We start from the raw sequence: 19,986 nt of genomic DNA on the forward strand, positions 1-19,986 counted from the left end.
GTATATTTGCGCCATGTTGCAAAAAGAGAAGGGAACCCTGATGGCGCACCTGGCTGTTATAGCGGCGAACCTCATTTTCGGCGCTACTTTCAGCATCGTAAAGATCATTACGCCCGCATTCATCCAGCCACTTTCGCTGAATGTGGTAAGAATCGCGGTGAGCCTGCTCCTTTTCTGGCTGCTTTTTCTCTTTAAACCAACCGATCCCGGCATTCAGAAAAAACATATCCCACGCTTCATCACCTGCGCACTGACGGGCGTGGCCATCAACCAGATCTTCTATATTAAAGGGGTATCGCTAACCAGTCCTATCCACGCTTCTTTGCTGATGCTCAGCACCCCGATCCTCATTACCGTGATCGCCGCCTGGCTGCTGAAGGAGCGCGTTACATTCCTGAAACTACTTGGGCTGGCATTGGGTATTTCGGGCGCGGTGGTGCTGGTGTTGCAGAAAGACAATTCCGCCTCCGGCTCAGACATATTGCTCGGCGACCTGCTCGTGTTCCTGAACGCCGCGTCGTACGCGTTCTATCTTGTGTTGGTGAAGCCCTTAATGGAAGCCTATTCCCCGGTAAAGATCATCCGTTGGATATTCACGTTCGGCGCCTTGTTCATCATCCCCATCGGATGGAACGATTTCTCGCATACCGATTGGACCGCGCTGACCCCGAAAGCCTGGGCCGCATTGTCGTTCATCGTGGTGGGCGCAACTTTCCTGGCATATCTTTTTAATATGTACGGCGTGCGGTACCTCGGCGCCTCCGTTACCGGATCATACATTTATTCTCAACCGGTATTTGCCGCCCTCATCGCCATGATCTTTATGGGAGAGGCGCTTACTCCTTACAAGATACTGTCCGCTTTACTCATATTTACCGGTGTTTTTCTGGCGACTTTCAGGAAAAAAACGGATGCTTAGGCGCATCAAAAAACCAGAACTTCGTGGAGCGTTCTTCAAAATCCTTCCAGGAAAGTATGTTTGTTTTGGCGGCAACCATGCTACAGGTGGGCATATTGTCGATGTTCACGCCTGAAAACCTGTTGGCGAAATAAGTGATGCCGGGATTATGGGAGAAGAGCGCGATGGTGGTTGCGGTGTCGGGAAGTTGTGTGAGCACCTGCGTGAAAATATCCGGTTCGGGAAGATAGAGTTCAGGCTTCCACGCGATGGCTTTTTCAGGATAATTCAGCACGGCAGCGAACCCTTTGGCTGTAGTAGCTGCACGTTTCGCGGTACTGCTTACGAGGAGCTCGGGATGAATGCCCCTGTTGAGTAAACGGGCGGCCATCATGGGAACATCGCGCTTACCGCGCTCGTTGAGCGGACGGTCGAAATCGCTCGTGTCCGGGTCGGCCCAACTGCTTTTGGCGTGTCGTATAAGGATGATGGTGCGCTCCATGGGATGTGTGATTGAAATTTGCGGCGGCGGAAACTATATTCCTCCGGGGTTGCCTCTCATTTGTTTTCGATAACAATATCGAACTTATGCAGCAAACCGGGTACGCCAGTGAGGGAGAATTTTGCTTTTTTGATCCGATTCACGGTGGGATCAATGGCGTAATTGTAAGCGGTGCGAAGATCGGCCTTCTCCAACAACGTTTGCTCAAACAGCGCCAGATGAAGGTCACATTGCTCAAATACGGCAGCCGTAAGGTCGCAACCGGAGAAATCAGCCTCCTGTAACTGGCATTCCCTGAAGACCATCTTCTTCAGTTTTTTACCATGGAAAGTGCTGTGGTTTAACTGACATTGTTCGAAACTGAAAGAGAGGCCGAAGTCATTACACTGATCGAACCGCATCCCCAGCATCTTGCATCCTTTGAATACCGCCTCCTGGAAAGAAGTATTGCCGGGCTGTACAAGGCTGAAGTTGCAATCGGTGAATACGCAGGAAGAAAATGTACGTGACCCCAGTATCAGGCTGGAGAAATCACACTTGGTAAAGGTGCAGCCATCAAAAGTGGCTGCGGCCAGCGGGCTTGTTGTGAAATCAATGTCGGTGAACACCTGGTCCTCCACAAATTTCTCCATAATAACGGCTTTGCATGAAAAAGGGAGAAGCGGTCAACTTCTCCCTAAGTTTGTAAGATGGCGGTCTGACATAGGAAAATTATATCTGTATGCTGGTTTCCTTCGCAAGTGCAACAAAATGCCTGCCACAAATGAACTTTCCTCTTGATCTATGTCAAAGAAACATTTTAGTAACCACGAACATTCCTTCCTTCCATATAATTCAGGAAAGCTTTGTTCACCACTCTGTTCCCTCCTTCTGTCGGGTAATTGCCGGTAAAATACCAGTCGCCGGTATTGGTGGGACAAGCCTCGTGCAGGCTTTCGATGGTCTGGAACACCACTTCCACGGGAAGGTTCAGCCCCTGAGGTGTAATGAGTTGCGCCACTTTCTTCGACACCTGTTCAGGCGTGAAAGGCTTGTACACCTGCTGCACCACGTTCTCCAGGTGGAGCTGGTTGTTGCGCTGCAGTTCCTTACATCTTTTATAAATATCCTGTAACAATTCTTCCTGTCCTGTTTCGCGGAGCAATTGAATAGCGGCCTGGAAAGCCACGAAATCTCCAAGCTTACTCATATCGATGCCATAGCAATCGGGATACCTGATCTGCGGGGCGGAGGACACCACGATGATCTTTTTCGGTTCCAACCGGGAGAGCATGCGGATGATGCTTTCTTTCAGTGTGGTTCCCCTTACGATGGAATCATCGATCACCACCAGGGTATCCACGCCTTTGCGCACGGTGCCGTAAGTAATGTCGTACACGTGCTGCACCATTTCGTTCCTGCTGCTGTCTTCGGTAATGAAGGTGCGCATTTTCACGTCCTTGATGGCGAGTTTCTCGATGCGCACACGGCGGTTCACCATTTCAGCGAGTTGCTCTTCGGTAAAATCCTTACCCCAGGCAAGGATCCGCTGGATCTTGATTTCGTTCAGGTAATCTTCCATTCCCTTGAGGAGGCCATAGAAGGCTACTTCCGCGGTATTGGGAATGAAGGAGAAGATGGTATTTTTCAGGTCATACTGGATCAGTTCCAGGATCGGTTTCCGGAGGTTGTAACCCAGCGTGGACCTTTCTTTATAAATTTTTTCGTCGTTGCCGCGTGAAAAGTAAATCCTTTCGAAACTGCAAGCCTTTCTTTCTTTGGGCGCCACCACCTGGTCGATCACGATATCGCCTTTGTTGTTCACGTGGAGCGCCTGTCCGGGCATCAGTTCCTGCACTTCATTTTCTCCCACATTGAATGCGGTGCGGATAGCGGCTCTTTCAGAAGCGGCCACCACCAGGTCTTCACTGATGTAATAATAAGCCGGGCGAATGCCGTTCGCGTCGCGGAACACGAAGGATTCTCCGTTGCCGATTAGTCCGCCCACGGTAAATCCGCCATCGAAAAGCGGCACCGCTTTTTTGAGCGCGCCTATCACATCAGGCGCATTAGGACTTTGTTCATCAGCCTGCTCCAGAAAATGGTGGATCACTTCCATCATGGCCGCGAGGTCACTCTGGCGTTGGAACTCTCCCGGATCGATGTTCACGAGTGAGAAAAGTTCTTCGGTGTTCACCAAATTAAAATTCCCGGCCAACGCGAGGTTGCGTGCGGGAATCGTATGTCTTTTGATAAAGGGATGGCAAAATTCAATGTTGTTCTTTCCCTGTGTGCCGTAGCGGAGGTGGCCGATCATCAGTTCACCGAGCGAATCCACGTGGCCTTTCATAATCTCCGTGTGCTGCCTGATATCGGGCTGATAGCGTTCCAGCTCTTTCATTTCCGCGCCTATTCTGGCGAAGATATCAGCGATAGGCTGGTTGGCGTTGCTTCTCATCCTGTGGAGAAACGGCGTTCCGGGTGTGGTATCCAGCTTTACGGTGGCGATGCCCGCCCCGTCCTGGCCCCGGTTGTGCTGCTTTTCCATAAGCAGGTACAACTTATTTAATCCATACAGAACTGTACCATACTTTTCCTGGTAATACGAAAATGGCTTACGTAAACGAATGTAGGCGAGTCCACATTCGTGTTTTATAGCGTCACTCATGATGGGGAAATAGGCCGCAAAGGTACGGTGATTTTCTGCAAAAAGGTGCAGTGATTTTGTTAAGAGAATGAAAGCGGCGGGAAAGTAAAAAAGAAAAACCCCTCTGTTTTCATAGGAGGGGCAATTTCTCAAAAGGCATTGGACCTTGTAGGTTGTAATTCTGTTTTTCGGTCAGGATTAGGATTTCTTTTGTTCCTATAGGTTACGGATTGAAATACGTTATTGTTGTACAAAGATGCGCATTACATTTCTGTTCACACTATATTTTGCCCTTAAATTCAGGGGGTTAAGCGTATAACTGATGGCTCAATAAGGGTTTACTTCTATACGGGAAGCGTAGCGTTATTGATAAAATTGATGAGCGCCGCCGTGTTCTTCAGGTTCAGTTTTTTGAGGATATTATGGCGGTGCGCCTCCACTGTTTTTATGGAGATATCGAGGATGACGGCAATCTCTTTGGAAGACATACCTTCTTTGATGTGTTTGATGATCTGGATTTCTCTTTCAGAAAGTGAAGAGATGCCGGGCGCCTCGTCTTCCTCCCCGAGTATCTGCTGTGAAATAATGTTCTTGATCTCGTCACAAACGAATTTCTGCCCGTTGTAAACGGCCAGGATAGCTTCAATCATTTCCTCGCGGGAAGAGTTCTTGGTAACATAGCCTTTCGCGCCAATCTTCATCATTTGTTTGGCGTAGGCGGGTTGGGAGTGCATGGACACGCCGATGATCTTCACATCGGGAAGTTGCTGAAGAATGTCTCGTGTGGCATCCAGTCCTGAAACGGGCGCCATATTGATGTCCATCAGGATCACGTCCGGTTTCACCCGCACGGCGTCTTTAATGGCCTCTCCGCCTTCGCGGCTTTGGGCCACCACTTCAAGGCGGTCGTCAAGACCAAGCACGTACGACCATGTTTCGCGGATCAGTTTATGATCGTCGGCAATTTGTATCTGAATTTTGTTCACAGTTGGGGAATAAGGGTTTTACAAAGGTATATTGGTTATTGTTCGCTGGATTACCCCTCTAAAATCTAATGAATATACCTTAAAAGAAAGGGGCTTTTACGAATTTTCGCGGTGCTAGTTGTTAAACTGATGGTTCAATAAGTATTAACCCCTACATATTATTGTTTTTTCCCGGGTTTAAGTAAAGGTAAACTTACATAAAGGCGACATCCCTTTCCGGGTGCGCTGTCAATAGTTACTTTGCCGCCGAAAATTTCCGCGCGGTTGCTCATGTTTTTAAGTCCCAGTCCCCTAGCGGTCTTTTTCAGGTGAAAGCCCTTTCCGTCGTCCGTAACTTCCAGTTCCGCCAGGGAGGGTTTTACGTGAAGAAGGATAGTTACATTAGATGCGTCGGCATGCCGTACAACGTTATTGAGCTGCTCCTGTATGATGCGGAAAAAAGTGAGTTTCTGCCCCGGCGAAAGCACCTCGGACCTTCCCTTGCATTTGAAGTCGATCAGTAACCCCGTGCTCAGGCTTATCGTATCCGTGAGCTCCAGGATAGAGGCCTTTAACCCCAGGTCGCTGATGGACGGCGGCACCAGCGCCTTTGATATTTTCCTGATCTCGTTGATGGCCTGAACGATGTTCTGCCTGCTTTTCTCCATCATTGCCGTGGCATTTGATGGATCAGATATGGCAAGATCCAGCAACAGTTTTGAAGTAGTAAGTACCTGGTTGATGTTGTCGTGCAACTCCCGCCCTATTTCCAGGCGCTCGTTTTCCTGCCCTTCAATGGTCGCTTTCGCGATAAGCCGTTGCTTGTTTACCTCCTGTTCCAACAATTCCTGCTCCAGCCTTTTCCGCTCATTAATATTTTGCGCGGCCCCGATAAAACGCACCACTTTACCTTCCTCATCTCGGATCACATACCCCCTGTCGTGCACGTGATTGTATGTTCCGTCATCCGTTTTGAACCGGTATTGCATATCAAAACTGTCAATCGACTTGTCCCTGAAAATAATATCCATTTGTTCCTTTACGGCAGAAACATCTTCTTTGTGTACTCTTTTGAACCATTTTTCGGAGGTAAGCATGTTGTTATCTGTAATGCCGAACACTTTTTCAAGTCCTTTTCTATTCCTGTAAACTGTATTCTTCTCCAGATCCCAGTCCCAGATCATATCATTGGTGGCGCTTGTAATAAGGTCGTACCGGGTGTTCGACCAATGTATCTTTTCTTCGGCGAGTTTGTTGTCTATTATAATCCTGACGATCCGCGCTATCCGGCCAACGATTTCCATTTCTTCTCCGGTAGGCGATTTTGGCTCCGAGTAATATATGGCAAAACTCCCGATCACCCGGTTACCAACGCCCAAAAGCGGGACCGACCAGCAGGCGCGCAGGTTATGGGAAAGCGCTGCATCCTTATAGTGAGCCCATAACGGACTTGTGGCGATATCCTCCACAATTACCACTTGCCTTGTAAACATGGCGGTACCGCAGGAACCAACAGATGGGCCAATCTTCAGGCCTTCGATCGTGGCGCAATAGGCAGGCGGTAAATTAGGCGCCGAAAGTCCGGCGATAGCGTTGGTCTCGTGGTCAAGTAACAACACGGAACCTTTTGTTCCTGGCATGATTTGCTCCAGCCCGGCAAGCATCAGGTCAATTGTATCTTTTAAGGCATGGGTGAAAATCGCATTGTGTTCCAGCACTTTCCTCTCCAGGTCAACCAGCATTTCCAACTGTCTTGTTTTCACACTGGCCTCACCTATATAGGCGCTTTCGGAAGCGGCATTGCCCCCGTCGTACAGGTTGGTAGCTGTTTTTTTTGCACGTGTATGGCGGTTCATATCCATAGGTAACCATAACAATGAAGGTTTTAAAAGTACGCTTTCAGGGGCTGGACACCAATGGATAAGAGATGGTTAATACACTATTTTCAAGGAATTAAGTGTTTACGATTACCTGCTGTACTGGCTTTCATAGTGCGCTATACAAGGTCGATAGCCGAATTGTTGATGAAGTTCACCAGCGAAGCGGTATTCTTCAGGTTCAGCTTTTTCAGGATATTGTGCCTGTGCACCTCCACGGTTTTCAGCGAGATATTGAGCTCAGTGGAGATTTCTTTGGAAGAACTGCCCTGCTTGATCAACCGGATGATCTGTATCTCCCTTTCGGAGAGCAGGTTAATACTGGGCGCCTGGTTTTCTTCCAGCAACTGCTCAGAAATGATGTTCTTCACTTCATCGCAGATGTACTTGTTTCCACCGTGCACTTCCAGGATGGCCTTGATCATTTCTTCACGGGAAGAGTTCTTGGTAACGTACCCTCTTGCGCCGATACTGAGCATCTTTTTGGCGTAAGCGGGCTGGGAGTGCATGGAAACCCCGATAATCTTAGTGGCCGGAGAGACCTTTCGGATCTGCTGCGTGGCTTCGATACCGGTAGTGGGCGACATATTGATGTCCATCAGAACGATGTTGGGACGCTGGGCTTTGGCAATTTCAATCGCGTCATCGCCGTTGCTGCATTCGGCGATCACTTTGAATCGTGCATCACTATTCAGGATAAAGGTCCAGGTTTCCCGGATCAGCTTATGGTCATCTGCAATCAGGATGGAAATTTTTTCGGCTGACATAGCTTTTATTTTTTTTCTCTGGGAACTGTTACATTCAATTTACAACCTTTTCCCGGACTGGTCAATATTTGTACTCTTCCGTTGAATAAATCTGCCCGGCTGGTGATGTTTGAAAGGCCAAGCCCTCTTTTTATCTTCTGCATTTCAAACCCGACGCCATCATCACTGATGTTCAGCTCAACGTATTCATCGTCGAAAGTAAGTTCAATAATAAGGTTTTTTGCTTTTGCGTGCTTCAATACGTTATTTATTTGTTCCTGAACAACCCGGAACAACATCAGTTTCAAGTTATCCTCAATGTCTTCTTCTTCAATATTGATGGGATAAAATTCAATATTGATCATATTCGTGATGCGCACGTTCTCGATCAGATCAGTAATAGAAGCTACCAGACCGAGATCGCCAATGCTTGGTGGCACAAGCGAACGGGAGAGCTGCCTGATTTCCTGGATGGTATCCACGATGTTCTGCGCGCTGCGGCTGATCAGGTTCATCCTGTTCTTTTCATCGCTGCGGGCCAGTTCAAGGTAGAGCTTGGTGGTGGTGAGTATCTGGTTGATGTTGTCGTGCAATTCTTTCCCTATCTGCCCGCGTTCTTTTTCCTGTGCGTCTATCGCGGCCTGGGCCACCAGCTTTTGTTTTCCCAGTTCCTGGCTCAGCAGTTCTTTTTCCAGTTGTTTCCGCAAGGTGAGGTCCTGAATGGAACCCACCATCCGGAAAGGTTTTCCTTCCGAATCCTTGAGCACGAACCCCTTTTCCATCACGTAAGCATACTGGTTGTCCGCCTTCAGAAAGCGGTATTCCTTTTCCCAATGCGCCGTTTCCTCGAACTGGAGGAAACGCTTCAGGCTGGTCAGCACTTCTTCCGAGTCCTCCGGGTGAATACATTTCTCCCAGAAGCTGATGTGTTGCTGTTCAGCAGTGATCTCGTAGCCGAACAAGGTCGTGAACCCTTCTCCCCAATAGATATAATCCGTATTCAGGTCCCAGTCGTAAATCGCTTCATTGGTGGCTTTCAGCACGTAATTAAACCGCTCGCTGCTGAGGCGTAATCTTTCATCGGCCGTTTTGTTTTCGATGATGATGCGCAGGAAATTCGCGGCCCGTTCCATGAGCGACAACTCATTCTCCGCGGGCGTTGACGGTTGTTTGTAGTACACATCCAGGCAACCGAGTACCTGGTCCTGCGAACTGATTACGGGCACGCTGCGGCAGGCCCTGTAACCATGAGAAAGCGCAAGTTGTTTGTGTTCTTTCCAAACCGGATCGAAGCCAATATCAGGAGAAACCGCATATTTCTTCTGGTGCATGGCCAGGCAAGCGGAGGTTTGCGCCTTATGCACCGGCAATCCCGCGATTCCTTTTCTGAAGGATTCTGGGAACGAAGGCGCTGATAACAGGCGCGTATTTCTTCCCGAGGTATCCAGCCCCAGTACCATACAGGAAGCCCCGAAAAGAATTTCTTCCAATCCCTTTACGAAATAGTGAATCGTTGTCTGAAGCGTCACCTGCTCCACCGCGTTGATCTCCAGCACCTGTTTTTCAAGCCCCAGGATCATTTGTTGCTGTCTTCTTTCTGAAACATCCCTGAAATAAATGGTCACGCCTTCCCCGATGGGATAAGCGCTTACTTCAAACCAGGTATTCATGTCTTCATACAATTCCTCAAACTGTACGGCCACTTTTTCCTTCATCACCCGTTGGTAATGGTGGAAGAACGGGGTATCAATCGCCGACCGGAACACATCCCATTGCTTTTTGCCGATCATATCCGCACGTGGAATACCAAGTATACGCTCGGCAGCGGGGTTTACGTAGGTGATGAGCCAGTCGTGGTCGAGGATAATCATCCCGTCGGAAATGGTTTCCATAATGCTGGAAAGGTTTTCCGCCGTTTCTCTGATCCGCTTTTCCGCCATTTTCTGGTGGGTGATATCAGCAATGGTAAGGCATATTTCTTCTACCATCCCCCGCTTGTTGTACACGGGATTGGCGTAAACATTGAACCATGTTTCTTCGGGCTGTTCATAACTGATCTCATATACCAACTCTCTTCCCCCGAGTACATAATTCATGCGTTCCATGAACATGGACCTGCGGTCGGGCGGTAAGCTGAGCGCATACGATACGCCCTCTTTCATTTCCGCTTTCAGGTAAGTCTGGAAATAATTGATGGCCTTACTGTTGAATGTAACTACACGGAAGTCCGCGTCCAGCAACACAAAAGACTCATTGGTGGAGGAGAAGATGGCGCGGAGGTTTCTCTCGGAAATGCGCAAACGTTTTTCTGTTTCTTCCTTCTCCCAAAGTAATTTATTCAGTTCCAGCAAGGCTTTCTGCAACTCCATCTTACTTTCAATCACCAGCCGCTGCTGCTTCTTCTTTTCCGTGATATCGCGGATGATGGTACTGTGGAAAGACCGGCCTTCGACATCCTTAAAATGCACGCTGGTAATTTCGGCGTCAATCGTATGGCCCTTCTTGTGCAAGAGTCTGAGCTCCCCTTTGTACCTGCCATTCATATCGCGGGAACGGATGGCGTCGTGGAACGATTCATCCGTAAAATCGAATATGTCTTTCCGCTTTTTCTTAAGAATTTCCTCCCTGGTATACCCGAGCAACTGGCAAACGGCATCGTTGGCGTTCTGAACGGCTCCTCCGGGAATAGTAAGTAAAATACCGTCGGCACTGTTGTCAAAAAGATTCCGGAACCTGTTTTCACTGGATTGCAGGGCCACCAGTGCCGCACGCATATCGGTAATGTCCTGGAGCACGAGGTTGAACTTTTCGTATTCTCCGTTCACCCCTTTGGTGATGGTGCCCATGGCCGCGATGATTTTCTGCTTCCCGCTTGGCAGCACAATGCGGTATTCGTTTTGTATACCTGAGCCTTCTCTAAGTACCCGGCTGATGCTTTCGTATATTTCTTCCCGTTGGGAAGGATGGATGAAAGAGACGATGTATTCAAGGGTGAGTTCCGTGGTGGGATCGGTAATTTCAGCGAGTTGATAAGCTTCCTGTGAGCCGTTGTACCTGTTCTCCTTAAAATCATATTCCAGGTAAGCCAGCTTCGCGATGCGCTGGGCTGTCTCCAGTTGTTCGGTGTATTGCCGGAGCGCGGTTTCCAGTTTAATCCTTTCGGTGATATCCCTTGAATTGAGTACGAATCCGTCGATGGAAGGATCAGAACGCAGGTCGGTTACTACCGTTTCCAGCCAGCGGTATCCTTTGGTGGCATGCGGGTAACGGTAGGGCGAAATCGTGGTTTTCGTTCTTCCTTCGCTGATCATGGCATCAAACATCTCGCGTGTCCATTTCCTGTCGCCGGGATGGATGTGTTCGAAAACGTTCTTCCCGATATTCTCTTCCGGGTCGTTGCCCAATACGGTGAGCGCCGTGGGACTGGAATACAGCACTACTCCTTCGCTGTTGATGATCGCGATCACATCGCCGCCGCTCTGCATCAGCCCGCGGAACTTGCGTTCGCTCATCACCAGCGCTTCTTCCGCTTTTTTCTGTTCCGTAACATCGCGCTGTGTACCCCATATTCGTTTCAGATAGCCATTTTCCACAATGCCTACAAGGGAATTCAGGAAGTACTTCCTGTTGCCGTGGCGGTCCGTTTCCACGGATTCCACGCTGTTCAACTGGAATCCGGCGCGGATGAAGTTTCTAAAATATTCGATGTTCTCGGGCTGGTCCAGGTTCACCATATCGCCGATGCTGGCGCCCAGTACGTCTTCCGCTTTTTCAAAGCCGTACATGCGGGCCATGGCGTCGTTGCATTCGGCCAGGTAGCCGGAGGCGATGCCTTGTTCGATGATGCGCATTTCCGGCCATCCGATGAACACGGGCTGCAGCATTTCAAAGCGCCAGGTGCCTTCGGAAGTTTGCCTGATGAAGGTCTTATACCTTTCTTCACTTTCACGCAAGGCGTCTTCCGTGATTTTACGGTGCGTAACATCGCTGATCACCAGTTTGATGGCGCCTACGTGAGGGTTATCCAGCATATTGTGCGCGCGCACAAAGCACCAGAGCCAGTGGCCGTTGGCGTGTCGGATTCTTATTTCAATGGAACGCAGTTCGGGGGTTTGCAACACATCCGTTTCAAACGCGCGTTTCGCGAGGTGCAGTTCGTCGGGATGAATAAAATCAAAGCAACTCATGCCCATCAACGCCTGTTCATCGTACCCGAAAAGCGACATGGCAGAAGGCGTAACAAAACGGATAGCCGCAGCGCTGTCGATCAGCATCATCACATCCAATGAATCGGATATCATGGCGCGGAAACGCTTTTCATTGTTGGCGATGATCTCTGAGGCGGCGCGCTGTTCGGTAATGTCGTTCACCAGTATCAGCCTTGTTTCGCGCGAATGGTAGTTGAAGGGATAAGAATAGACCTCCACCTCACGGATTTCCCCTGACGCTTTCTGGTGACGGGAAGGACTTTTCCTGCCCGGCGCCTGGGGATCAAGGCTATTCATATAGTTCTGGAAGCTTTTCCTGTCTGCTTCCGGCCTGATGTCCAGCGCGGTCATCGTGGTAAAAACATCGGCGGGGAACCCATAATATTCCACGGCCTTCTTGTTCACCTCCAGTATTTTCAACGTAGCCGCGTCGTATACCATCATGGGCATCGGGTTGTCGGTAAAGAACATCTTGTAAAGGTTCTCCGATTCACGCAATGCTTTCTGGGTAATCTTGTGCAGGCTCTGGTCCCTGACGATCATACTGCTGAAACGCTGGCCGGTAGGGTCGGAAAATATCCGGGAGGTAATTTCCGTATCCACTTTCGTTCCATCCTTATGGAGGAAAGTGATTTCACCTTTGTAATACCCCGTTTTTTCACGTATCCTTATGGCGTAATGCACCCGGCTGTCCTCCGGATCAAGGAGTTTATCCCTTCCCAGGGCAATTATTTCCGCTTCCGTGTACCCCAACATTTTACAGAAAGCCGGATTGGCCTTGAGTACACGGCCATCCGGGTGACCGAGTACAATACCATCCAGGCTGTTCATCACGATCAGTTCTCCCCCGGGAGCATTTTTTTCATTTCCCCATAGCCGCTGTCCATTCAAAATAAACTCCGTTTCTCCATCTTTCCGGGTTCTTCCGGCAATGGAAAAAAAATAATCTTCGAATACACTTCCCTGTAAGAAATGAAGATGGCATGCTTCCCGGTTACCATTTGATCCGGCGAGTCTTGTAAGCATGGCCAGGAAAAGTGCCGCGTCACCGGGGTGAAGGCGCACGGGAATAGAGTCGCCTTCCTTCAACTGTAGTTCATCTTGCGAATACTGATCGATGAAGCGGATGTTCCCATCAATATCAGTAATGAGCATGAAGTTATTTTTGTGCTCTATCAAAGGGTTGCTCATGCTATCTTTCATCAGCCGGGCTTATTTTAAGCGATCCAGATTTTGCGCGTAAGATACGGGTTTTGAACACAGCAAAAAGCCCCCTGCAAGCAGAGGGCCGGGTTCTTCCTAGGAATCCAGTATGTTTAGAAACGCTTGTTGTTGGAAACGTAAATTTTTACACGTGTAAATGTCATACAAATAGATAATAAAAAACCATAATCTGTAAGACCGTTTCCTTATTTAAGCGTAAAATTCAGCATCCGTTAAGGGTTTTCTTCTAGCTGGATGCAGGGGAACTAGCTTTTAGTGAGCGCAGTGGCCAGCCAAAGGAACTCTTGCAGGAAAACCGAGACGCTCTTTTCGAAGTCAGGATCAGCCAAACTGCCGTCGGCATTGAACTTTTTATCTACCAGCGGCGTCACCAGCATTCTCGGAGAAGCGATCCCGAAAAGTGCGGGCACCAGTTGAAGCAGTTGCTGCGCGGCGCGCATTCCTCCCATCGCGCCATCAGAAGCCGTGGCGATACCGAATGCCTTCCGGCTGTGTTTAGGGAAATGATCGAGGAAGTTTTTCATGGTGGCCGAATAACCGCCGTTGTATTCAGGTGAAACAAGGATAAAGGCGTCTGCATTGAAAACCGCATCAACTATAGGCTGCTGCGCTTCCGGAGCCATTTCCGCATTTTTGTACACCTGCTGAATAGGCGGCAACCAGTGTTCGCGCATATCGATATAGGTGATGTTGTGGTCCGTTTCATTTTTTAACCTGTTGAGCAGGTGAATGGCTACCCGTTGGGTAACGCTTTGCTGCCGTGGACTGCCCGAAATGAGTACTATATTCATAATTATGTTTTTTAAGCTGAAGCGGAACACCGCAAGTTTACACGCTATCATCCAATAAAAAAAGCGTTCCACCGGGGAACGCCTGTACAATTCGTATTCCTTTTAGTATCAATTCGCCTTGCTGATCACGGCTTCTTTGATCCAGGGTGCCAGTTCGGGACATCCGCTGTAGCTTTCATCGATCATGATGTAGAAATCCGGGATCCGGGTATTGAACCATTTTTCCAGCACTTCAAATTCTTTCTCCTTCTTGGCCATTTCAGCGATCTTGTTGTAATCGTCTTTCATGTTCATGCGGTGCGGTTCCGTTTTGGAGCGGATGTACACGATACGCACACCCTGCTTTTCACGTTCGTCTTTAAAAGGAAGTGGCTGGGAAAACTCACCGATCTTCAACTGGCTCAATCTTTTTACCAGGTCCTTATCCATCTGATCGATGGTCACCACGCGGAGACCGCCGGTATTGAACTTACCGAATTCATCGTCGCTGTACAAGGCAACGGCCCTGCCGAAATCGATGGTACCCGCGATAAGTTTAGCGCGCACCGAATCAAGCTTCACGATGGCCTCATCAATTTCTGTTTGTGTGACCTGCGGAATTTTCAGGATGTGGCGCACCAGCGCGTCGTCTCCGGAACGGCTGATCAGTTGAATGATATGGAACCCGAACTTGGATTTGATTACGGGAGAAATCTGCCCTTCCTTCAGGCGGAAAGCGGCTGCTTTAAAAGTGGGGTCCCAGATCTGTTCGGTTCTGTTCAGCAACAAAGTACCCCCCTGTTGCTGGGTGCCTTTATCATCTGAATACAGATCGGCCAGGTTCTCGAACTTACGGGAGCCCGATTCCACCTGCTTTTTGAAACCGTTCAGTTCTTCGATGGCGAGCAGTTCAATGTCCCTTGATGCCTTGGGATACACCATGATTTCACCCAGTTCGTACTCTGATTCGAAGAACTGAAGGCTATCTTTTGGAATTTTCTCAAAGAATTCTTTCACTTCAGCGGGCGTAACTTTCACGCCGCTGATCAGTTTATCGCGCATTTGTTCCGCCAGCAATCCTTCCCGGATGGGCAGGCGGAAATCTTCCTTTATCTGGTAAACTGTACGTTGTGCCACCTGTTCCAGCGCGTCTTTGGAGCCGTACATCCGGATAAATTCCCGGATTTTCAGGTCGAGCCTGGCTTCCACGTCGTCATCTGTGAGGGGAAGCGAATCCTTTTCTGCCTGAAGCACCAGCGCTTTGGTAGCAAGCGCCTGTTGAAGCATGCCGCATTCGGAACCTTTCGGTATCTCGACACCTCTGCGTTTCGCGTCGTTGATCTCGTTCATGATATCGGAATTGAGGACGATCTTGTCGCCCACGATGCCGATGATTTTATCTGCCACCATTTTCTGTTGGGCAAAAGCGGTAAAGGAGCCGGCCATGAGGGCCAGGGTGAGCAATTTCTTCATTCAAACAGTGTTTCTGTATCGTGTAAAGATACCTTGTTATTTGATAGGGGAAGCAGGCGGGGTTGTTTTAACAATAATTTTGTGGGGAGGTTCCCGCAAAGGGCGTGACTGCCTTTTGTCACGCAAAGAGCACACTGCTTCGTTCCTCGCAGACGCAAAGCGTTGTTGTCTTTCAAAATGAATCGCTCCGTTGAGTCGTAGCGGCGTTGCGTGCAAAAGTAAAGGAGCAAAAACGCCGGAATATCAACCATTCCTTGCGTCCTTGCTCCTGCGAGGAACGAAGCACTCGCGTTCCTTGCGTAAAATAACTTACAGCGTACGCTTCACCTCTTCCATCTCGAACACTTCCACGATATCGCCGGGGCGGATATCATTATAGTTCCGGAATGTAAGACCGCACTCCATGTGCGTGGACACTTCCTTCACATCGTCTTTGAAGCGTTTGAGTGATCCCAGTTCCGCGGAAGCGCCTTCGCCCGTCGGGTACACCACGATACCATCTCGGATCAGGCGCACTTTGGAGTTCCGGAATATCTTCCCTTCGAGTACATAACAACCTGCAACGGTGGCTTTGTCGAACTTGTACACTTCGCGCACTTCCACGTTGGCGGTGATTTTCTCCTGTATTTTCGGTTCCAGCATCCCTTCCATCGCGGATTTGATTTCTTCGATGGCGGTGTAGATGATAGAGTACAGTTTGATTTCCACGCCTTCTGTTTCGGCCAGTTTGTTGGCCTGGGAAGAAGGACGTACGTTAAATCCGATCAGGATGGCGTCGGAAGCGGCGGACAGGAGTACGTCGGACTCGGTGATCTGACCTACGCCCTTGTGCACCACGCGCACCTGTATTTCTTCCGTGGATAATTTCTGAAGTGAATCGGTAAGGGCTTCCACGGAACCATCCACGTCACCTTTGATGATGAGGTTAAGTTCCTTGAAGTTCCCGAGTGCCAGACGGCGACCGATTTCATCGAGGGTGATGTGTTTTTTGGTACGCATACCCTGTTCGCGGAGGATAGAAGCACGGCGGGTGGCCACTTCTTTCGCTTCGCTTTCATCCTGGTACACCTTAAACTTCTCACCAGCCTGAGGCGCGCCGTTCAAACCAAGCACAAGTACCGGTGTGGCTGGCGGCGCTTTTTCGATGCGCTGGTTCCTTTCGTTGAACATCGCTTTCACCTTACCAAAGTACTGACCGGATACAACGGTATCGCCCATGTTCAGAGTACCATTCAGTACCAGCACGGTGGCAACATAACCACGTCCTTTATCCAGCGATGCTTCGATGATGGTACCGGTGGCTTCTCTTTCAGGATTGGCCTTCAGTTCCAGCAATTCGGCTTCCAGCAATATTTTTTCGAGGAGGAGGTCCACATTCAAACCTTGTTTCGCGGAGAGTTCCTGCGACTGGAACTTACCACCCCACTCTTCCACCAGCAGGTTCATACCGGCCAGTTGTTCGTATATTTTTTGCGGATTGGCGCCATCCTTATCGATCTTGTTGATGGCGAAGATCATGGGAACACCGGCGGCCTGTGCGTGGGAGATGGCCTCTTTTGTCTGGGGCATCACCGCGTCATCCGCGGCCACTACGATTACCGCGATATCCGTTACTTTGGCACCACGGGCACGCATGGCCGTAAAGGCTTCGTGACCGGGCGTATCCAGGAAAGTGATGTGTTTTCCGTTGGGCAGGGTCACCTCGTAGGCACCGATGTGCTGCGTGATACCACCGGCCTCACCGGCAATTACGTTGGCTTTCCGGATATAATCGAGCAAGGAGGTTTTACCGTGGTCAACGTGTCCCATGATGGTCACGATGGGTGCGCGGGACTGAAGGTCTTCCGCGTCGTCCACTTCTTCTTCTTCCTCCATTTCCATTTGTTCGTCCATGCCGATGAATTCCACTTCGAAGCCGAATTCACTGGCCACGAGTTCAATTACTTCCGCATCGAGACGCTGGTTGATGGACACCATGATACCGAGGCCCATACATTTACCGATCACTTCGGCGAAGCTTACATCCATCAGGTTGGCGAGTTCGCTTACGCTGATGAATTCGGTCACCTGGAGCTTGTTGTCCTCCATACCGTGTTCACCCATCTGTTCGGCCATGTGCTCGCGTTTTTCGCGGCGGTATTTGGCTTTGGAACCTTTTCCACTGCGGCTTCCTCCGGCCAGTTTGGCCTGGGTTTGCCGTATTTTTTCCTGAATTTCTTTTTGATCTATTTCGCGGTCGGCCGGTGTGGCTGGTCCTCTTCTGTTTTGTCCGCCACCTTGCTGACCGGGACGGTTATTCGGACCTCTGTTCTGTCCTCCGCCTTGTCCGGCACGCTGGATGGTTGGGCGCGGACCCGTTCTTCCCTGCTGCTGGCCACCTTGCTGACCGCCTTGTCCCTGTTGTCCGGCAGGACGGCTTGGCGCATCGCCTTTCTTCTCAATGGGAATACGCTTGCGTTTGCGTTTTTCGTCTTTGGCCGCCGGCTTCGGACGGGTATCACTGTCAACGGGGAGTTCAATTTTGCCCAGGATCTTAGGTCCTTCCAGGCGTTGCGCCCTGATATTTTCGATCACGGGTTCGCCTGTTTCCTGCACTTCTTCCTGTGCGGCGGCAGGCGCCTGTGCCACAGGTTCCTCTGCCTTCACTTCAGCTACGGGTTCAGGTGTTGTTTCCTGCACGGGCGCTGGTTCTGGCTCGCTTACTGGTTCCGCTGCGGGCATTTGTGGCGCCGGCTCTTCGGCTACAACAGGCGCAGGAGCTTCCTGCACTTCTTCCACCGGAGCGGGAGCTTCTTTCGGCTCTTCTTCTTTCTTTACCACCTTTTTGGGGCGGGTGGAAGAATCTATCGCAGACAGGTCTATTTTATCCAGCACTTTAGGCCCTTCCAGTTCGGGCGCTTCAATCTTCACCACTTCAGGGGCAGGCGCTTCCTCCTTCGGCTCCTCCTTAAATACGGGAGCGGGGGCGGGCGCTTCTTCCACTTCAGCAACCTGGGCAGCTTCTTCAGCGGCTTCCTCCTCTTTCCTGGCAGCGGCTTTTTTATCTGCGGCCGCTTTGGCAGCGGCTTCTTCCTCTTCTTTCTTTTTCCTGGCATCACCTGCGCCGCCCTTCGGCAGGTCGATCTGGTCGCTCTTCAATTTGGCGACCTTATCGCCCTGAAACTCCTGTTGCAAAGAACGGTACATTTCCTCCGTTAACTTCGACGTGGGTTTCAGGTCGTCCCTGCTGAATCCTTTACTTTCCAAAAAGTCCACTATGGTATCTTTACCAACATTGAACTCTTTGGCAGCAGCCATTAGGCGTGGTGTTGTAACTTCTGACATTCGCGTTTATTTTTCCACTGATCGCGACCGGTAGCGCGATCCTCTTTTTAGTTTCCGGTTATAGAGTATCTCACCTGCGTGAGTGCTGCATCTCCGCAAAAATAGGGCTGCAACAATTATTCCTTGTCCATTTCTTCCTGGAGCACGCGACGCACATCATCAATGGTCACTCTTTCCAGGTCGGTACGACGTTCCAGTTCATCTGCTGTAAGTTGCAGTACGCTTCTTGCCGTATCGCAACCCACACGTTTGAGTTCGTCGATGATCCATGTTTCGATCTCATCGCTGAATTCATCCAGGTTCACGTCGAATTCTTCTTCTTCTCCCTCGTTATCGCGGTACACATCTATATTAAGTCCTGTCAGTTCACAGGCCAGTTTGATGTTCACGCCTTTTCTTCCGATGGCGAGTGAAACCTGGTCGGGTTTGAGGTAAACATCGGCATGGTGTTTCTCCTGGTCGATGTCCATATAACTGATCTTGGCGGGCGTGAGCGAGCGTTGGATCAGCAGTTGTGTATTGGCGGTCCAGTTGATCACATCAATGTTCTCGTTCTTCAGTTCGCGCACGATACCGTGGATACGACTACCTTTCATCCCTACGCAGGCGCCCACCGGATCGATCCTGTCGTCGAAGGATTCCACGGCCACTTTGGCCCTTTCACCTGGTTCACGAACGATTTTGCGGATCACGATAAGACCGTCGAAGATTTCCGGCACCTCAATTTCCAGCAATTTAGCAAGGAAAGACGGATGTGTGCGGGAAAGAATGATTACGGGCGAGTTATTTTTCAGTTCCACCTTTTTTACCACGGCGCGAACGTTCTCTCCTTTTTTGAAATAATCGGAAGGAATCTGCTCTGATTTAGGCAGGATAAGTTCGTTGCCTTCCTCGTCCAGCAGGAGGATTTCCTTTTTCCAAACCTGGTACACTTCGGCGGAGATGATTTCTCCCACCCTGTCACCATATTTTTTAACGAGTACATTCTTTTTCAGGTCGCTGATGCGGCTGGCAAGGGTTTGTTTCGCGGCCAGGATGGCGCGGCGGCCGAAGTCCATGATGTCCACCTCCTCGTAAAGTTCTTCCCCTACTTCAAAGTCGGGTTCGATCTTCACGGCATCGCTGTAGGCGATTTCCGCCAGGGGGTCTTCAACGGCTCCGTCGTCCACGATCATACGGCGACGTACAATTTCCAGGTCGCCCTTTTCGGCGTTCACGATCACGTCGAAGTTCTCGTCACTGCCATACTTCTTCCGGAGCAGCGTTTTGAACACATCCTCCACCACTTTCATCATCGTAGGGCGGTCGATGTTTTCCGCCTCTTTAAAATCCTGGAATGCTTCGATCAGGTTAATACTTGCCATAGCACTTTA

General features: G+C 49.9%; 12 protein-coding genes. 1 reads left to right on the forward strand and 11 read right to left on the reverse strand.

Annotated features, from left to right (window positions below; genetic code table 11):
• Positions 1–13 precede the first annotated feature (13 nt).
• Complete coding sequence (locus tag M4J38_RS05270; RefSeq protein ID WP_251758487.1) at positions 14–919, forward strand: DMT family transporter; 906 nt, start codon at positions 14–16, stop codon at positions 917–919.
• Here M4J38_RS05270 and M4J38_RS05275 read toward each other — a convergent pair.
• The 11 genes from M4J38_RS05275 to nusA form a co-directional block, all read right to left on the reverse strand.
• A complete protein-coding gene (locus tag M4J38_RS05275) occupies positions 897–1,400 on the reverse strand; it encodes a histidine phosphatase family protein (protein ID WP_251758488.1) in 504 nt (167 codons plus the stop codon). The two genes, M4J38_RS05270 and M4J38_RS05275, sit on opposite strands and share 23 nt — an antisense overlap.
• A gap of 56 nt (positions 1,401–1,456) precedes the next feature.
• Positions 1,457–2,032, reverse strand: a complete 576-nt coding sequence (locus M4J38_RS05280) for a pentapeptide repeat-containing protein (protein WP_251758489.1) — start codon at positions 2,030–2,032, stop codon at positions 1,457–1,459.
• Positions 2,033–2,199: 167 nt separating this feature from the next.
• On the reverse strand, positions 2,200–4,047 hold the full coding sequence (locus tag M4J38_RS05285; protein ID WP_251758490.1) for an amidophosphoribosyltransferase: 1,848 nt from the start codon (positions 4,045–4,047) through the stop codon (positions 2,200–2,202).
• A 323-nt stretch (positions 4,048–4,370) separates the two neighbouring features.
• Entirely contained in the window at positions 4,371–5,012 is a 642-nt protein-coding gene (locus tag M4J38_RS19800; RefSeq protein ID WP_251758491.1) for a response regulator transcription factor, read from the reverse strand.
• Between the two features lie 158 nt (positions 5,013–5,170).
• Positions 5,171–6,847: a GAF domain-containing protein gene (locus tag M4J38_RS05295; protein WP_251758492.1), complete on the reverse strand. Its 1,677-nt coding sequence runs from the start codon at positions 6,845–6,847 to the stop codon at positions 5,171–5,173.
• A 140-nt stretch (positions 6,848–6,987) separates the two neighbouring features.
• Positions 6,988–7,635, reverse strand: a complete 648-nt coding sequence (locus M4J38_RS05300) for a response regulator transcription factor (protein ID WP_251758493.1) — start codon at positions 7,633–7,635, stop codon at positions 6,988–6,990.
• Positions 7,636–7,640: 5 nt separating this feature from the next.
• On the reverse strand, positions 7,641–12,977 hold the full coding sequence (locus M4J38_RS05305; protein ID WP_251758494.1) for a PAS domain S-box protein: 5,337 nt from the start codon (positions 12,975–12,977) through the stop codon (positions 7,641–7,643).
• 314 nt (positions 12,978–13,291) lie between these two features.
• Positions 13,292–13,837, reverse strand: coding sequence for an NADPH-dependent FMN reductase (locus tag M4J38_RS05310; protein WP_251758495.1), 546 nt, complete (start codon positions 13,835–13,837; stop codon positions 13,292–13,294).
• A gap of 108 nt (positions 13,838–13,945) precedes the next feature.
• The gene (locus M4J38_RS05315; protein ID WP_251758496.1) at positions 13,946–15,289 is read right to left on the reverse strand and encodes a peptidylprolyl isomerase; all 1,344 of its coding nucleotides are present in this window, start codon (positions 15,287–15,289) and stop codon (positions 13,946–13,948) included.
• Between the two features lie 309 nt (positions 15,290–15,598).
• Complete coding sequence (infB, locus tag M4J38_RS05320) at positions 15,599–18,613, reverse strand: translation initiation factor IF-2 (protein ID WP_251758497.1); 3,015 nt, start codon at positions 18,611–18,613, stop codon at positions 15,599–15,601.
• A 116-nt stretch (positions 18,614–18,729) separates the two neighbouring features.
• Complete coding sequence (gene nusA, locus M4J38_RS05325; protein ID WP_251758498.1) at positions 18,730–19,977, reverse strand: transcription termination factor NusA; 1,248 nt, start codon at positions 19,975–19,977, stop codon at positions 18,730–18,732.
• Positions 19,978–19,986 lie beyond the last annotated feature (9 nt).

Origin of the sequence: Parasegetibacter sp. NRK P23 (assembly GCF_023721715.1) — a bacterium.
Lineage (GTDB): Bacteria > Bacteroidota > Bacteroidia > Chitinophagales > Chitinophagaceae > Parasegetibacter.

What these genes read in the sequence shown, in the direction of transcription:
- M4J38_RS05275 (WP_251758488.1), bottom strand. Translation starts at nt 1,400, where the DNA reads ATGGAGCGCACCATCATCCTTATACGACACGCCAAAAGCAGTTGGGCC.
- M4J38_RS05315 (WP_251758496.1), bottom strand. Translation starts at nt 15,289, where the DNA reads ATGAAGAAATTGCTCACCCTGGCCCTCATGGCCGGCTCCTTTACCGCT.
- M4J38_RS05300 (WP_251758493.1), bottom strand. Translation starts at nt 7,635, where the DNA reads ATGTCAGCCGAAAAAATTTCCATCCTGATTGCAGATGACCATAAGCTG.
- M4J38_RS05310 (WP_251758495.1), bottom strand. Translation starts at nt 13,837, where the DNA reads ATGAATATAGTACTCATTTCGGGCAGTCCACGGCAGCAAAGCGTTACC.
- M4J38_RS05270 (WP_251758487.1), top strand. Translation starts at nt 14, where the DNA reads ATGTTGCAAAAAGAGAAGGGAACCCTGATGGCGCACCTGGCTGTTATA.
- M4J38_RS05285 (WP_251758490.1), bottom strand. Translation starts at nt 4,047, where the DNA reads ATGAGTGACGCTATAAAACACGAATGTGGACTCGCCTACATTCGTTTA.
- nusA (WP_251758498.1), bottom strand. Translation starts at nt 19,977, where the DNA reads ATGGCAAGTATTAACCTGATCGAAGCATTCCAGGATTTTAAAGAGGCG.
- M4J38_RS05280 (WP_251758489.1), bottom strand. Translation starts at nt 2,032, where the DNA reads ATGGAGAAATTTGTGGAGGACCAGGTGTTCACCGACATTGATTTCACA.
- M4J38_RS05295 (WP_251758492.1), bottom strand. Translation starts at nt 6,847, where the DNA reads ATGAACCGCCATACACGTGCAAAAAAAACAGCTACCAACCTGTACGAC.
- M4J38_RS05305 (WP_251758494.1), bottom strand. Translation starts at nt 12,977, where the DNA reads ATGCTCATTACTGATATTGATGGGAACATCCGCTTCATCGATCAGTAT.
- infB (WP_251758497.1), bottom strand. Translation starts at nt 18,613, where the DNA reads ATGTCAGAAGTTACAACACCACGCCTAATGGCTGCTGCCAAAGAGTTC.